Here is a 16,708-nt window from a genome sequence, read left to right on the forward strand (position 1 = left end):
AATTATGAAAGTAAAATTACTATGCTCTGCATTGCTGATTGCATCCTTGTACAGCAATGCTCAAGTTTATCAGTCTGTTCCCATACAATCTGGGTTTAATCATGATGTTATAGCTAATGGAGTAGGGAATTCCATCAGTTCTACAACTTCTGATGTCGATGGGGTAGATTATGCTTTTTTGTCAAAAGATTTTAAACCTTTAGCGACAAGTCCGGATCTTACCTATGGTCTGCCGATAGATGGAAGCTTTAGTTCAATGGTTGCATCAACCGTTGGTTTGCCGTTTCAGCTTGCATCTTATTCAGGAAATAATGCTCTACGATTGGTGTTGCCTGCGGATAGTGGTGTTTTAAATTTTTCGACTCCAATTTCAGCGAATCGTTTATTTATGTTAGCCACTTCAGGAAGTGGAACTTCTGTGGTAGATGTTACGATTACATTTACAGATTCCAGTACTCAAACCATCAGTGGTATTTCATTGTCGGATTGGTACAATGGTGCTAATTATGCGATTTATGGTATTGGTAGGGTGAAAAGATCATCGAATGCTTTAGAATCTGGTGGTGGGACTAACCCAAGGTTGTATCAGGTTGAACTTGGTATTGATGCTGCAAATCAATCCAAACAAATACAAAGCGCTACGATTACCAAGGTTTCAGGTGGAGGATTGCCTAACATATTTGCGTTTTCTGCAGATGCAATAGTTTCTTGTATGCCGCCTTCGGCTTTGACAACAACAGCTGTTTCTGCCAATTCTGCAACTTTTTCATGGACGGCTCCAGCTTCAGTACCTTCTCTAGGGTATGATGTGTATTATAGTACTTCAAGTACGCCACCCACAGTTGCTACAACTCCCAATATGTCTGCTGTTACGGGAGTGTCGACTACAATTGCTGGTTTAAGCCCAAATACGGAATATTATGTATGGATGAGATCTTTGTGTACATCGGAAACAGGACCATGGAACGGATCTTATTTGAAATTTAAAACATCTTGTGCGCCTGTTGCTTCTCTGTATGAAGGTTTTGAGACGACAGCTACGGGGAATTTTGTTCCTACTTGCTGGGAGAGAATGGCTCCGTCTGCTTCAGCGGGATCCATGTCGATTTCTACAGCAACTCCTGCTGCAGGTACGAAAAATGTTTATCAATATGCATCAACAACACAAAGCCCAACAATTGTTGCTTTACCAGAGTTTTCTAATGTCAATGCTGGGACCCATTGGTTGAGGTTTAAGGCTAGAACGACTGTTGCGGGAGGTACATTGTCAGTCGGTTATGTAACCGATGTGACGGATGTGATGAGTTTTGTGACTATTGAGGATTTGACGATCAATAATACTTCATATACAGTTCCGTCCGCTGAATATAAAGTGATTGTTCCGAATACGCTTCCATCGAATGCTAGACTGGCAATTAAAAATAAAAATGATGGTAAGGCTTATTATTGGGATGAGGTGAATTGGGAACCGGTACCAACTTGTCTTGAGCCATCCGATTTAACAGTAAGTAATATCACAGCTGATGGAGCAACTTTAACTTGGACAGCATCTACTTCTAGTCCAACAGGGGGTTATGATGTTTATTATAGTACAACGAATACTGCGCCAACATCTACATCTACTCCAAATGTGAATGTTAATTCAACTACTGCTAATCTTAGTTCTCTTACAGATAACACCACCTATTATGTTTGGGTAAGAAGTCATTGTAGTTCTACAGACCAAAGTACTTGGTTGGCATTGCCAAGTTTCAAAACATCATGTCTGCCTGTTGCTTATATGTATGAAGGTTTTGAAAGTTATGCATCAGGAAGTATTGTTCCGGATTGTTGGGTAAGAATGGCAGCTGCTACTTCTGCGGGATCCATGTCCATTTCAACGGTTACTCCAGCAACAGGAACCAAAAACATATATCAATATGCATCGGCGACACAAACGCCAACCATTGTTGCCTTGCCTGTTTTTTCTAATGTAGATGCAGGTACTCATCGATTGAGATTCAAAGCCAGAATATCTTCAGGAACCGGTGGGACTCTTTCTGTTGGATATGTAACGGATATTAATGACCTGAATAGTTTTGTATCTTTAGAAGATCTTACGATAAACAATACCACTTATGCAGGATCGGCCGCTCAATATCAGGTTGTGATTCCGAATACGGTTCCTTCTGGAGCGAGATTGGCATTAAAGAATAAAAATGATGCTAAATCGTATTATTGGGACGATATCTATTGGGAACCTAACTCATCATGTGAAGAGCCTACAACATTATCTGTAACGAATATTACAACGACCGCAGCAACTGTTAACTGGGTTGCTCCAGCAACAGTTCCAGCCAATGGATATGATGTTTATTATAGTGTGATGAATACTGCACCTATACCGACTACGACTCCTACAACTACTGTGGCGGGTCTTACAGCGAATCTAACATCATTAAATCCAAGTTCAGTATATTATGTATGGGTGAGATCCAGATGTTCATCTACCGATCAAAGTCCATGGGTTGCATTGCCAAGTTTTGCAACGGCGTGTGATGCAGTTAATCTTCCATATGTTCAAAATTTTGATGCGGTTACGGTGCCGGCTTTGCCTAACTGTACCACGAATCAAAATGTGGGAAGTGGAAATAATTGGACTACAATTGCTAGTCCAGGATACGGATTTAATTCTCAAGTTTTAAGGTATTCTTATAGCTCGTCTAATGCTGCAAATGCATGGTTTTATACAGCGGGTATTAATTTAATTGCGGGTACCAATTACAAAATCTCTTTTGACTACGGTAACAACAGTACAACTTATGTTGAAAAAATGAAAGTGGCGTTTGGAACTTCAGCGGATGCAACTGCAATGACAACACAGGTGGTTGATTTGCCAAATATTACTGGTTCTGCTAAACAGACCGTGACATATTCTTTTACGGTTCCAACAACTGGAGTGTATTACTTTGGATTCAATGCTTATTCTATTGCAAACCAATACGCTTTATATGTGGATAATATAAACATAGATCAAGATGTTTTAGGAACTTCAGAAGTAAATACAAAAGATGGAATTATGGTATATCCAAATCCTTTCCATGATGTTGTTGCAATTTCTGGGACTAGAGACCTGAAATCGGTACAGGTTATGGATGCTTCTGGAAGATTGGTAAAAACCATTGAAAGACCTGCTGCACAATTGCAATTGGGTGATCTGAAATCCGGAATGTATATTTTACAACTGGTTCATAGGGACGGAACAACATCATCTGTCAAAGTAATGAAGAAATAATAATTAATTTTTTAACCATGAATAAAGCTGTCCAAAAAGTCTGGACAGCTTTTTTTGTTATAAAAACATAATCAAGTTATGAGATTCATAATTACAAGGAATGTTTTTTTTTTCATGAACGGGTACAAAAAAATCTCTCAAAAAAATGAGAGATTTTAAGAGCCATTATCGGGAATTGAACCCGAGACCTCTTCCTTACCAAGGAAGCGCTCTACCCCTGAGCTATAACGGCGGTTTGTTGAAAAAAAAATCACAATCCTAAGTTGGTTGTGATTTTAGAGCGGAAGACGGGGGTCGAACCCGCGACATTCAGCTTGGAAGGCTGACGCTCTACCAACTGAGCTACTTCCGCATTAAGTGTTTACTTAACAGTGTTGGTAAACGGTGTGCAAATTTAAGAATTAAATTTTAATCTGCAACATTTTTTTTAATCTTTTTTTATTTAAAAAAATAGTGGGGAGAGCAGGATTCGAACCTACGAAGCCGAAGCAACTGAGTTACAGTCAGTCCCATTTAGCCACTCTGGAATCTCCCCGATCCATTTTTTTAAAGAGCCTCCAGAGGGATTCGAACCCACGACCCCGAGATTACAAATCACGTGCTCTGGCCAACTGAGCTATGGAGGCAAAGATTTCAAAAGAACTTCTCTTTCTGCAAACAGTCAAACTTGTTGTGTTTGTTTCTGTTTTACGGGTGCAAATATGAGCACTTTTTTTGAAATCCCCAAATTATTTTGAAAAAAAATTAACTTTTTTTTGAACTTTTTTTCTAAGCCATTTCTTTCTTCTTGATTAAGAGTTTCTTAGCGGCTTCGGCGCAAAGGTCTAAACTTTCTTCAAAACTAGCACCGGTCTTCTTAACTACGATGTCATCGCCGGGAACGACTAAGATGATCTCTGAAGTTTTGTTCTCCTTGTCGGAAGTGTTTTCAACTTTTAAGAACACTTTGCATTCTTGGATACGATCGTAGAAGGTCGCAAGTTTGTTTAATTTTTTTTCGATGTGGTCTTCTAGTGGTTCGTGAGGAGTCAATCCCATTGACTGAACTGTAATTTTCATAATCTGTCAATTTTAATTTGGTTAAACTTTGAAACCTTAAGTTTCTTCTTCATTGTTATTTGCTCTTGGATGAGCTTTGTTGTATGCTTTTTTTAATTGTTCGATGTTGGCGTTGGTGTAAACTTGTGTTGATGCCAACGAGGCGTGCCCCAAAATCTTTTGTACTTTAGATATTTCGGCCCCGTTGTCCAAGATGTGTGTTGCGAAACTATGTCTTAGGATGTGTGGGCTTTTTTTGTCTTTTGAAGTAACAAGACTAAGGTAGGAAGTAACCGTGAGATAGACAAATTTTTCTGTGAGTTTTTTCCCTTTTTCATTTACAAAAAACAGATGTTGGCTGTTCTCATTTGGTTTTCTGAGGCTTAAATATTCTGAGAGTTTGTTTTTAAGCTCAATAGAAATGGGGATGATTCTCGTTTTGTTTCCTTTTCCAGTGACTTTTATTTCGTTATTGGTAAGATCGGTGTTTTGGTAGAGTAAGGTGCATAGCTCTGCTCTACGGATGCCGGTTTGGTACAATACCTCTATGATCAGCTGGTGGAGTAGGCTGGGTGAGTCCTCCCAAGTGTTGCTGAGGTCTTCCATTTCGTCCTTGGATATGGGGATTTGCTTTTTGGGATAGAATTTTAATGAGTTTATGTTTTCCATTGGAGAAGTTTTTAGTTCTCCAACTCTCATAAGGAAGGTGAAAAAAGATCTAAGACTGGATAATTTTCTGTTGATGCTTCTTTTGTTCAGTTCTTTTTCGCTTAAAGAAATCATGAAATTTCTGATGATTTTTCTATCTGCTTTAGCAATGCTGTTGTGGCCTTCGGTTTTCGCTAGAAAATTTTCAAAATCTTCTAAGTCTTTTTTATAGCTGCTGATGGTGTTGGGGGAGTATCTTTTTTCTTTGGTGAGATACTCTAGGAAACGCTGGGTCATAATAAAAAAAATCTCTTTCCAAATTTACAAATTCGGAAAGAGATCAATATTATTTTATTGAAAATAATTAAGCTTGTTCTTCTCTACTAGCTTCTCTTTGTTTGTGAGCCGCTTTTAGTTTAGCTTGTCTGTTGGTAACGGAAGGTTTGATAAACTGTTGTCTCGCTCTTAGTGATCTAACAACTCTTGTTTTATCATATTTTCTTTTGTACTTCTTAAGTGCTCTGTCGATAGACTCTCCGTCTTTTACTTGAATTATTAACATATTTTACATCTCATTTCGGGTGCAAAAGTAAGAACTATTTTTTTAACTCACAAATTTATTTCAGTAAATGCAAAAAAGCCTAAAAAATCTTACATTTGTAGAAATATTATCAACGATGAAATTAAATTCATACATATTATTTATTTTTCTTTTGATGAGCGGATTTTCTTTTGCTCAAAGAAATCGTGCGGCTCGGGTAGAAACGCCTTCAGCTCAAACTTTAAGGGCCGGAGCTTTTATTGATGTTAACGCTGCAGGTTATGCTCCGAGCGCTTATACCATCGATCAATTGATAAAAAATATATTGATTACGGGTGGCAATAGCAATTGTGCGACACCAAATATTTCTAATGTTCAGGTTTCTCCCAATTTGGCAGCTACAGATGTTAATAGATCTTGGGGATATTTTAACAAAGCGCTTACGGCTTTTCCTTTTACAGATGGTATTGTACTCACCTCGGGATATGCCAGAAGAGCGGGAAATAATTTCGCAAATGGAACTTTAAGTGATGTATTAGGAACAGGTGGTGATACGGATTTGGCAACTGCAATTAATGTGTCTAATGGCCAGTTGAATGATGCAACATACATTTCGTTTGATTTCGTGCCTTCGGTTTCTACCATTTCGTTTAATTATATTTTTGCCTCAGAAGAATATTCCAGTTCTTATCCATGTACATTTACAGATGGTTTTGCATTATTAATTAAGAAACAAGGAGATCCCAACTATACCAATTTGGCCGTATTGCCCAATAATGCCGGTCCCGTGAGTGTGACCAATATTCACCCAAATATTCCGGGGAATTGTGGCTCTGTAAACGAACAGTATTTCAACGGCTACAACTCCAATAACATAGAAACTAATTTTAATGGAAGGACAATTCCGTTAACTGCTACTGCTACTGTCATTCCAGGGCAAACCTATCATTTCAAAATTGTTTTGGCGGATTATTCAGACTCTTCTTTTGACTCTGGAGTTTTTATCCAAGCTGGATCTTTTAATATTGGTGTTCAAATTGGCGACGGAACCGGTGCTGCGTTGCCACCAAATGTAAATGTTTGTGGCCCGATTTCTCAGACCATGGTCGCTACTTCACAGGCGAGTGGAGCAACTTATCAATGGTTTTTGAATGGCAACCCTATTGCCGGTGCAACCAACGATACTTACACAGCAACACAGCCAGGAACTTATTCTGTAGAAGTTACAGTTCCGGGAAGTAATTGTCCGGGTACCGCTCAGGTGGTTATCACATCTACACCCGCGCCAACGGTACAGAATACTTCGTTGGAAGTCTGTTCCAGTACCACGACGGGAGTTTTTAACCTGACCAATGCACAACCCAATATAAGTACAACCCCGGGTGCGGTTTTTTCGTATTATCAAAATCAGGCAGATGCCTTGGCGGGTAATACCAATGCCATAGGAAATGCTACGGCATTTTCTTCGGCCAATACCACTTTATATGTGCGAGTGCAGGTGGGTAATTGTTTTAATGTTGCTCAACTGCAATTAACCGTAAATCAAACTCCGGCAATACCAACCGTTACGGCTTCTTCCGGTGTTTTGTGTGCCGGTGGAACGGTAACTTTAACCTCAAATTATACTTCTGGAAATCTATGGTCAACAGGTGCAACAACTCAAAGTATTGTTGTGAATGCAGCGGGAACTTATACCGTAACCAATTCTGTTGGTACTTGTACCAGTGCACCGGCTTCTGTTACCATAACGGACTCTGTAGATCCCAATCTTCAAATTTCTGGTAACTTGGCTTTTTGTCAAGGTGGTGCATCGACACTCACGGCAAGTGCAGATGGTACAGGAAATACTTATGCTTGGAATACCGGTGCAACAACTCCGGCAATAACCGTAACTGCGGCAGGTGTCTATACGGTAACGGTGACTACGGCAGCAGGCTGTCAGTATGTTAAATCGGTAACTGTTACTACAGATGCGCCACCAACCGCTCAGAACGCTCAGTTGAGTGAATGTTCGGCAAATGCAACAGCAACTTTTAATTTGACATCGGCACAAAATGCAATCAGTACCACGCCCGGAGTTACCTTTACATATTATCAAAATCAAGCGGATGCTGTAGCTGCAAATGCCAATACCATTGTCAATTCCAATGCCTATACTTCGCCCAACGCAACCGTTTATGTTTTGGTGAAAAAAGGAACTTGCTCTACAGTTGTACAACTTCAGTTGACGGTTTCTTCTACTCCTGTGGTTCAGAATGCGACATTGAACGAATGCTCGGTAGCAACTACAGCGTTGTTCAATTTGACTGCGGCGCAAAATTTAATTTCCGCCAATCCAAATGCAATTTTTTCTTTTTATCAAAATTTAGCCGATGCACAAGCAGGAAGTGCCAATACGATTGCCAATCCAACCGCATATACATCTGGAAATGCCTTAATTTATGTTTTGGTAAAAGCAGGGACATGTACTTCTATTGCTGAGTTGCAACTGAATGTTGTGGCCATTCCGGTGACAAACATTACACAATCTGCACCGGCAATTTGTGGAAATACGCCTGTGGTTTTAACTTCTAATTATGCGGTGGGGAATCTTTGGTCCAACGGTTCAACCAATCAAAGCATCACGGTGACGGTACCTGGGACTTATACGCTAACAACGACTAACGGGAATTGTACAGGAAATACAGCATCGGTAACTTTGGTGTCGACTCCAGATCCTAACATACAAATAACAGGAAATCTTAATTTCTGTCAAGGAAGTTCGACAACGCTTACGGTTACAGCGGATGGAACTTCGAACATCTTTTCTTGGTCAAACGGTGCCAACGGCAATACAACGCTCATTACAACTCCCGGTGTTTATACCGTTACGGTGACGACTCCTTCTGGTTGTGTGTTTCAGAAATCGGTTACGGTAACCATGGATCCGGCGATTGTGATTAATATTGCAACTCCTGGACAAATTAACTGTACCAATTCACAAATCACCTTGAATGCTTCAAATTCTGTTTTTGTGCCAAATTCTACCTTACTTTGGACGGCTTCTGGGGGTGGAAATATTGTTTCGGGTGCCAATACAACAACACCTGTGGTGAATGCAGCAGGAACTTACACGCTGACCATTACCAGTCCAAACCCTAACGGTTGCTCGGCTCAAAGTCAGGTGGTGGTTGTTAAAAACATTACTCCACCAACCATTGCGGTGAATGCCTCTTCCATAAAAATTTGTAAAGGACAATCGGTAATTTTGACGGCAGCAGGTGCTGTTACCTATATTTGGACTGGACTTACAGGAAACGGAAATACACAAACGGTTACCCCAGATGTTACAACAACTTATTCTGTAACGGGGGTTGGAGCAAACGGTTGTGCTGCCGCCAATCCTACCAATATTACCATTGAAGTGGTTCCTGCGATTGTATCTGTACTTCAAAACGGACACATGTGTAAAGGCGATGCTCTGACTTTGGATGCAGGTGCAGGTCCTAACTATACCTATCTGTGGAGTACGGGACAGACAAGTCAGACCATAGATGTTGTGCTTCCGGGGACTTATTCTGTGGTGATTGATAACGGAACTTGTACCAAATCCGTTACCGCAATTGTTACTTATACCGTTGTTCCCGAAATTAAAGAAGTGGTTTTCGAAAACCATACTTTGACCATTACAGCGACCAATCCGCAAGGGACACCGTTGGAATATTCATTGGATCATGGAGCTACATGGCAAAGTTCTAATGTCTTTTCCGGTATTGAAAGCAATATGAACTATACCATTACGGTAAGAAATCAAGGAATGAATTGCTCGAATTCCGTACTGTATTTTACCGTTTACATTCCGAATTTGATTACTCCAAACAACGATGGCAACAACGATACCATCAGTTTTGCAGAGTTGGCAAAATATGACAATTTCGGTGGAGGCATCTACGATCGATACGGAAAACCGGTTTTCAAAGCCAGTAAGTCCAATTACATTTGGAACGGTCAGTACATCAACTATCCATTGCCAACGGCAACTTATTGGTATCAATTGCATTGGAAAGATCCTATTTCTTCTAAGCTGATTGAAAAAACAGGATGGATTTTGTTGAAAAATAGAGATTGATGTTTTTTTGAATGTATAACTTGATTTCCACAATTATATAATGTACTTTTGCAAGACTTAAACATGGGGTTGACTGGTTTCGACAGCAAGACCAATGGGTAAGTAAGCATGCAGAGAACCGTAGCGCGATCTCTTTAATCCCTTGCTACAACATTTTAACTGGCAACGAAGAGTTCGCTCTTGCTGCTTAATCTGAAGTTTAGTAGGATTCAAGCGTTCTCCCGAAGATAGTAAGGAGGCAAGATGTCTCACAAATGCTCTGTTCTGCGGCATTTGATTCTGGGGCATAGCAATGCAGGAATAAGTCACTAAAAGCTTCGGTTGGTGATCGAAAATCTTAGAAGATAAGCTGAAAATTGGGTGTCTGTGCTCTGTTTTTGGTCGAAAATCAATTGCAGAATAAGCATGTAGAAAGCTTGCGTGTTGCTTGTTTGGACGAGGGTTCGAATCCCTCCAACTCCACAAAGTGAAAAATTAAGGTACTCAATCGAGTGCCTTTTTTTTCGTTATAACACCGATGGATACAACAATTAACGCCTATTGATGAGGTTTAACAAAGATTGCATAAAATTGTAAAAAAAATTGAGCTAAGTCTTAAATCCGTTTACGCATCCGTTTACCCATTTTGATTTTTTATTATCTTTGAGTGTTCAAATATAAAAAAGATAGCAACTATCAACTTTATTCTTAGAAATAAGGATACGGAAAAATCAACAATATTTTTATTGTATGTATTAAATCGAGATTTTCGGGTAAAATTAAAAACACCTTTCTCAGTTAATCCTAAAGAATGGGATTCTAGCACCCAAAGAAAAATTTGAATTCATCTTAAAGATTGTATAAACGACTAAAGACAACAACGATATGACCACATACGACCAATTAGACCAACTAAAAAAAGAGTTGGACGAATTACGCCAAAATCAAGGGGAAAAAGTAGCAAAGGCATTTGATATTGAGTACACTTATGAAAGTAATAAAATAGAGGGTAACACGCTGACATTACAAGAAACCGCCTTAGTGATTGAGAAAGGTTTAACCATTGGTGGAAAATCTATGAATGAACATCTTGAAGCCATTAACCACGCCCAAGCAATAGATTATATTAAAGAATTAGCCACCACCGAAGACCCCGTAAATGAAAGAGATTTACTGCAAATACATAGACTAATTTTACAAAGTATTGATAACTCCAACGCTGGTAAATATAGAAATGTACAAGTACTAATTTCGGGAACTGAACATGTGCCACCTCAGCCGTATTTAGTGCCTAAAGAAATGGAGAATTTATTTCTATGGTACAATGAGAATAAAAACCAATTGCACCCCGTAGAATTGTCCGCATTGATGCATGAGAAACTGGTAACGATACACCCATTTATAGATGGCAACGGTAGAATCTCACGCCTTTTAATGAATTTGATTTTGATTAAGAACGGTTTTCCAATAGCCATTTTAAAAGGTGATACAGATAACCGCCTAAAGTATTATCATGCATTAGCCACCGCACAAACCAAAAACAATATACAGCCGTTTTTAGACCTCATCAAAGACAATGTAAAAGAAACCATGCAAAGGATTATTAATATCGTGAAATAGCCCTAAAAAGTATCATGATTGAATTCGTAAATAAATTTTTACTAGGTGGTAATACATTCAAACGAAGAGCAACCAACTCTACAAAGATTTAAGCGCATTTAACCGATAAGTGGTTAGCTGCGCTTTTTGTTTTTTGGGAATTGTACAAGATTTGAACGCATGGGGAGTGTTTCCTCAAAATTTAGTTTTTTATCTGGAAGTATTCTAAATTTCTCCAAAGGGTATTTTTTTCTATTAAAATTTGCATAATATTAATTTTAATTTTAATTTTAATTTCGTCGTATTATAAACAAATTATTATACGATGAGAAAAATTATGACAATGGCAGCAGTAGTTGTTACAGTAATGGCAAGTGCGAAAGATGGAATTGTGAAAATAAAATATTCACATTCAAAAACTAAAAATGAAATTAAAGAGACAAAAACTCCACCTGAATTAAAATTGACTTATTGCAAATGGGTGCAGTCTTCTTGTGGGGAAGGTGGTTTGTTGTGTAGAGATGAAGAAATACATCATGAAGAAGAGGTAGAATTTAAATATTTATTGGAAGATGTTTTCTGTGGTGGTTGTTTTATTGAATGTTAACTATGTATAAATTTCTTATATTTTTATTGTTTCCAATTTTTCTTTTTTCGCAAGAGGTAAAAGAAAGTAAGCCGATGAGTTTTTATTATCAGTTTAGATATTATTCGAAAATTAATCCAAGTAAATTTTTTCAAGAATACTTTGTGCTAAATATTGAAGACGGCAAGTCTGTTTTTCATAGCCTTAATCAAAGAAAGAACGATTCGATTACGGATGTTGCTTTGCACGAATCGGATCTTGGACATACCCGTATAAGTTTTGTCGGACAAACAAAAACATTTATTACATCTTATGTTTTCAAGAAATATAAGGAGAATAGAATGGAAATTATTGATAATATAGGTAAAGATAATTTTCAATATTCAGAAGAATTGTTAAGGAATCGATGGAAAATTTCGGAGGAGAAGAAAGAAATACAGGGTTATGCCTGTCAGAAGGCTACCGTAACTTCTTACGGAAGAACATTTGTAGCGTGGTTTGCTCCACAAATACCTTTTCATGATGGGCCATATAAATTTTCCGGATTGCCGGGTTTGATTTTGGAATTAGAGGATACGGAAAAGAGGTTTGCATTTGCATTGGTTAAGTTCGATCCAAAAAACAGCGAGACATTTACTTATCCCAAATACAAAATGAGTAAATTGAAGAGTGTTGAGAAGAAGTTATTTTTAGAAGCGCAAAAGAATTATGCCGAAAATATATTAAGCAGGGCAAGGTCTTTTGGGATAGAAATGGACGAGAATAAAGCTAGAGAAATTAGAAATAGAAAAAGGGAAACAATAGAAAATGAGTAGAAATAATAGAATTATTACAAACCAATTTTAACGAACTTTAGGCCATCAGTTAACTGATGGTTTTTTTTTATCCAAACCAATCCAATTGATATTGAACTTAAATATAAATGAGGAAAGAAATTGTCAAAGAGCTGTAATTTTGAAAGAGTTTTTTTTCTCTTTTTAACAAGTTTCAATGTTTGGCAATTTTATAATTCCTAAGTTTATTTCGTACTTTTGTGTAGGCAATAATTTTTATGAATATTCTTTTGTTAGAAGATGATCTAATACTGTCATCTGAGATTTCAAAATTTTTAGAACAAAAAAATACAGTGTGTACCAAGGTCTATTCCGGCGATCAGTTTGTAGATCAATTTAAAAAGGACAACTACGATGTTTTTCTATTGGACATCAATGTGCCCAACGGAAATGGTTTGGATATTTGTTCGATGATCCGAAAAGAAGATGTTTTGGTGCCCATACTGATGATTTCTGCCTACGGCGAACTTTCGGATAAAATGGATGCGTACAACCGATATGCCGATGATTATTTGGTGAAACCTTTTCATTTTGATGAATTGTGGATGAAAATAAACTCCTTGCTCCGCAGGACATCTAAAGAAGAACCTTCGGATGTGATCCGGATTGAAGATTTGGTCATCAACAAGCCGCAGAGAAAAGTTACCCGTTCCGGAAAAGAAATCACCCTAACTTTAAAAGAATTTCAACTTTTGGTATTCTTGGCCGAAGCCGAAGGAAAGATTGTCTCCAAGCAAGAAATTACCGAGCAAGTATGGGAGCATAATTTTAATACCAACACGAATACCGTTGAGGTGTATATTAATTTTTTAAGAAAAAAAATTGATAAAGATTTTTCAACCAAACTCATCCATACCCGTTCGGGATTTGGATATTACATGAGTTCAATCTAAGCAAGAAGAGATGTCTTTAAAACGAAAAATAGCCATCAGAATCAGCATCGTGTTTTCCATCCTTTTTGCGGTGGTCATGGTGGTTATCTATTTTTCTTTCAGCGATTTCAGACGGGACGAATTCGAAAACAGATTCAAGCAGCGTTTGGTTTTTACCGTTCGTTTTATCGAGCAATCCAAAGATTTTGATGAAGAGGCTCCTGTTTTTTTCAATGAAAATTCGGACAATGTTTTGCTCAACGAACAGATTCTGATCTTTAATGAAGAAAAAAAACTCATCTACAGCACGGTGAAAGACGATGTTATCCACTGGGACGATCATCTTTTAGAAGATTTAGACGCCAACAATACCATTTATAAGGAAGGCGGCTCACCGGATATTTATGCCGCATTGCGAAAGATTAACCGTAGAAACTACTACATACTGACCAGTGCTCAAGACATAACGGGAGTGGCAAAACTGAATTATTTGAAATATTTATTACTCTTTTCGTTTTTAATCACAGGGTTAAGTATTGGTTTTCTGAGTTATTATTTCATGGGGAAATACCTGTTGCCTTTGGAGGTGCTGAACACAAAAATTAAAGACATCACCTCGAGTCATGAATTGAGTCCTATACATTTTACAGATTCCGGTGACGAGATTGCAGCATTGACCAAATCGTTTAACATCATGCTAAGTCGTTTGAATGTAGTCTTCGAAGCTCAGAAAGGATTTACGGCAAGTGCATCGCACGAAATTCGGACACCTTTGGCCAGGATGGCATTTCAGTTGGAAAATTTGTCGCATGAAAAATCCGTGTCTCATGAAGATCGTTTGCGGGTTGATAAGATCCTTCAAGAAGTATATCAGCTTTCGGATCTAACGCAGTCGCTATTGCTGTTGGCAAAAATGGAGGATCAAAATAATGTGAACACTTTTGAAGAGGTTAGGGTAGATGAGGTAATCTTTGATGCCTATCAAAAGGTGAAATCCAATTTTCCGGAATTGGAAATGAATTTTTTAATCGTCGAAAATGTTCAAATGGACTATACCTTTAGCATCATGGGGAACAAGTCTCTGCTGGAAATAGTTTTAATTAATTTATTAAAAAACGCAGCGCTTTATTCAGATCAACCCAAGGTGGATGTACTTGTTGATGAAACCGAAACGGGGTTGAGGATAGATGTAGATTCAAAAGGAAGTGCCATTACAAAGGAAAAGCAAGAGAAAATGTTTCAGCCTTTTTCTCGTGGAGAAAATGTACAGAATGTTCCGGGATCGGGTTTAGGCTTGGTTATTGTAAAAAGAATCATGGATTTTCACAAAGGAAAAGTTACCTATTGCAACCCAATGAAAGGGACAAATCGATTTACATTGCTTTTTGGCAAATAAGATCATCGTGGAAACAGAGCTTATTAATAGGATTAAATTCTGTAGACTGACAGTAGAAGTGTTAATTTTTTCTAAAAAGTTAAAAAACATCATTTTGTAAAAGAAAATATTTCCTTACATTTGCACTCTGAAAACGGTTGCTATTGATATCAACGCGAGATTTTAATAAAATTGAATAAATTTTTATTAAAAAAAGTTTTGGTATTCAAAAAAATACTATATTTGCAAACCGAAAATTTGATAAATTAATATTAAATAACATAAAATCATGGCAAAGGAAACGTTTAATCGTAACAAACCACACTTGAACATTGGTACTATTGGTCACGTTGACCATGGTAAAACTACGCTTACTGCAGCAATCTCTGCTGTATTGTCAAGTAAAGGTCTTGCTGAGAAAAAAGACTTCTCTGCAATTGACTCTGCTCCGGAAGAAAAAGAAAGAGGGATTACTATCAATACTGCTCATATCGAATACGAAACTGAAAAAAGACACTATGCGCATGTTGACTGTCCAGGTCACGCGGATTATGTTAAGAACATGGTAACGGGTGCTGCTCAGATGGATGGTGCTATCGTAGTATGTGCTGCAACAGATGGTCCAATGCCTCAGACTAGAGAGCATATCTTGCTTTGTCGTCAGGTAAATGTACCTAAGATTGTTGTTTTCATGAACAAAGTTGACATGGTGGATGATCCAGAATTGTTAGAGCTTGTTGAAATGGAACTTAGAGACTTGTTGTCAACTTATGATTTCGATGGTGACAACTCTCCAGTAATCCAAGGTTCAGCTTTAGGAGCACTAACTGCTGCTACTGCATCTCCTGCGAACACTGAAGATCAATGGTTCAAATCTGTTGAGACTTTGATGGATGCTGTTGATGAGTGGATCGACGAGCCGGTAAGAGATACAGATAAGCCATTCTTGATGCCTATCGAAGATGTGTTCTCTATTACAGGTAGAGGTACTGTAGCAACTGGTAGAATCGAAGCTGGTGTTGTTAATACTGGTGATCCTGTTGATATCGTAGGTATGGGTGATGAAAAATTGACTTCTACAATTACAGGGGTTGAGATGTTTAGAAAGATCCTAGATAGAGGTGAAGCTGGTGATAATGTTGGTCTATTGTTGAGAGGTATTGAAAAAACTGACATCAAGAGAGGTATGGTTATCGCTAAGAAAGATTCTGTGAAGCCTCACAAAAAATTCAAAGCATCTGTGTATATCCTTTCTAAAGAAGAAGGTGGTCGTCACACTCCATTCCACAACAAATATCGTCCTCAGTTCTATGTTAGAACTACCGATGTTACAGGTGAGATCTTCTTACCAGAAGGTGTAGAAATGGTAATGCCAGGTGATAACTTAGAGATCACTGTAGAATTGTTGCAACCAATCGCTCTTAACGAGGGTCTTAGATTCGCGATCAGAGAAGGTGGTAGAACAGTTGGATCAGGTCAGGTTACTGAAATTATCGACTAATCAATCTAAAATATTAAATAGTTCCGCGAGGAAACTTGCGGGACTATTTTAATCTACGGGCATCGTCCAATGGTAGGATACCGGTCTCCAAAACCGTTGATCAGGGTTCGAGTCCTTGTGCCCGTGCAAATAAAAGAACAATGAGTTTAGCAAATTTTATAAAAGGATCTATTACCGAGTTTAAAGAAAAGGTAGAATGGCCAAAATGGCCAGAGCTACAGTCTTCTACTATCGTAGTTTCTGTTGCTACACTTATCTTGTCGGTATTTACTTTTGGAGTAGACGAAGTTTTCTCTAAATCCTTAAGAAATATCATCGCGATGTTAATTAATGTCTTTAATTAATTAAATATTT

General features: G+C 38.0%; 12 protein-coding genes, 5 tRNA genes and 1 other RNA gene. 11 read left to right on the forward strand and 7 right to left on the reverse strand.

Annotated features, from left to right (window positions below; genetic code table 11):
* The first annotated feature begins 4 nt into the window (after nucleotides 1–4).
* Nucleotides 5–3,274, forward strand: a complete 3,270-nt coding sequence (locus H9Q20_RS07745; protein WP_187477435.1) for a fibronectin type III domain-containing protein — start codon at nucleotides 5–7, stop codon at nucleotides 3,272–3,274.
* Nucleotides 3,275–3,434: 160 nt separating this feature from the next.
* Here the strand turns inward: H9Q20_RS07745 and H9Q20_RS07750 are convergent.
* From H9Q20_RS07750 to rpsU, 7 genes are all read right to left on the reverse strand, one after another.
* A tRNA-Thr gene (locus tag H9Q20_RS07750) sits at nucleotides 3,435–3,506 on the reverse strand.
* Between the two features lie 47 nt (nucleotides 3,507–3,553).
* Nucleotides 3,554–3,626: transfer RNA gene (locus tag H9Q20_RS07755), tRNA-Gly, on the reverse strand.
* Nucleotides 3,627–3,728: 102 nt separating this feature from the next.
* Nucleotides 3,729–3,809 (reverse strand) — tRNA-Tyr (locus tag H9Q20_RS07760).
* A gap of 17 nt (nucleotides 3,810–3,826) precedes the next feature.
* Nucleotides 3,827–3,900, reverse strand: a tRNA-Thr gene (locus H9Q20_RS07765).
* Nucleotides 3,901–4,042: 142 nt separating this feature from the next.
* On the reverse strand, nucleotides 4,043–4,333 hold the full coding sequence (locus H9Q20_RS07770; RefSeq protein WP_124640718.1) for an HPF/RaiA family ribosome-associated protein: 291 nt from the start codon (nucleotides 4,331–4,333) through the stop codon (nucleotides 4,043–4,045).
* Nucleotides 4,334–4,369: 36 nt separating this feature from the next.
* Nucleotides 4,370–5,257 carry a tyrosine-type recombinase/integrase gene (locus H9Q20_RS07775; protein ID WP_187477436.1) on the reverse strand — a complete coding sequence of 296 codons (888 nt, stop codon included), beginning with the start codon at nucleotides 5,255–5,257 and terminating at the stop codon, nucleotides 4,370–4,372.
* Nucleotides 5,258–5,324: 67 nt separating this feature from the next.
* Nucleotides 5,325–5,522, reverse strand: a complete 198-nt coding sequence (gene rpsU / locus H9Q20_RS07780; RefSeq protein WP_124640720.1) for a 30S ribosomal protein S21 — start codon at nucleotides 5,520–5,522, stop codon at nucleotides 5,325–5,327.
* 115 nt (nucleotides 5,523–5,637) lie between these two features.
* Here rpsU and H9Q20_RS07785 point away from each other — a divergent pair, with 115 nt between their 5' ends.
* The 10 genes from H9Q20_RS07785 to secE all read left to right on the forward strand — a co-directional run bounded on the left by H9Q20_RS07785 (nucleotide 5,638) and on the right by secE (nucleotide 16,698).
* Nucleotides 5,638–9,609, forward strand: a complete 3,972-nt coding sequence (locus tag H9Q20_RS07785; protein WP_262385477.1) for a choice-of-anchor L domain-containing protein — start codon at nucleotides 5,638–5,640, stop codon at nucleotides 9,607–9,609.
* Between the two features lie 65 nt (nucleotides 9,610–9,674).
* Nucleotides 9,675–10,074, forward strand: a transfer-messenger RNA (tmRNA) gene (gene ssrA, locus H9Q20_RS07790).
* Between the two features lie 399 nt (nucleotides 10,075–10,473).
* Nucleotides 10,474–11,208 carry a Fic family protein gene (locus H9Q20_RS07795; RefSeq protein WP_187477438.1) on the forward strand — a complete coding sequence of 245 codons (735 nt, stop codon included), beginning with the start codon at nucleotides 10,474–10,476 and terminating at the stop codon, nucleotides 11,206–11,208.
* A gap of 322 nt (nucleotides 11,209–11,530) precedes the next feature.
* On the forward strand, nucleotides 11,531–11,794 hold the full coding sequence (locus H9Q20_RS07800; RefSeq protein ID WP_187477439.1) for a hypothetical protein: 264 nt from the start codon (nucleotides 11,531–11,533) through the stop codon (nucleotides 11,792–11,794).
* A 2-nt stretch (nucleotides 11,795–11,796) separates the two neighbouring features.
* Nucleotides 11,797–12,588, forward strand: coding sequence for a GLPGLI family protein (locus tag H9Q20_RS07805; RefSeq protein ID WP_187477440.1), 792 nt, complete (start codon nucleotides 11,797–11,799; stop codon nucleotides 12,586–12,588).
* 236 nt (nucleotides 12,589–12,824) lie between these two features.
* The gene (locus H9Q20_RS07810; protein WP_187477441.1) at nucleotides 12,825–13,499 is read left to right on the forward strand and encodes a response regulator transcription factor; all 675 of its coding nucleotides are present in this window, start codon (nucleotides 12,825–12,827) and stop codon (nucleotides 13,497–13,499) included.
* Between the two features lie 10 nt (nucleotides 13,500–13,509).
* Nucleotides 13,510–14,874, forward strand: a complete 1,365-nt coding sequence (locus H9Q20_RS07815; RefSeq protein ID WP_187477442.1) for a sensor histidine kinase — start codon at nucleotides 13,510–13,512, stop codon at nucleotides 14,872–14,874.
* A gap of 268 nt (nucleotides 14,875–15,142) precedes the next feature.
* Nucleotides 15,143–16,354, forward strand: a complete 1,212-nt coding sequence (gene tuf, locus H9Q20_RS07820; protein ID WP_124640726.1) for an elongation factor Tu — start codon at nucleotides 15,143–15,145, stop codon at nucleotides 16,352–16,354.
* A 55-nt stretch (nucleotides 16,355–16,409) separates the two neighbouring features.
* Nucleotides 16,410–16,480: transfer RNA gene (locus tag H9Q20_RS07825), tRNA-Trp, on the forward strand.
* 14 nt (nucleotides 16,481–16,494) lie between these two features.
* Entirely contained in the window at nucleotides 16,495–16,698 is a 204-nt protein-coding gene (gene secE, locus H9Q20_RS07830; protein ID WP_124640727.1) for a preprotein translocase subunit SecE, read from the forward strand.
* The last annotated feature ends 10 nt before the right edge of the window (nucleotides 16,699–16,708 follow it).

The sequence above is a fragment of the Amniculibacterium sp. G2-70 genome, from assembly GCF_014353055.1.
GTDB lineage: Bacteria > Bacteroidota > Bacteroidia > Flavobacteriales > Weeksellaceae > Amniculibacterium > Amniculibacterium aquaticum.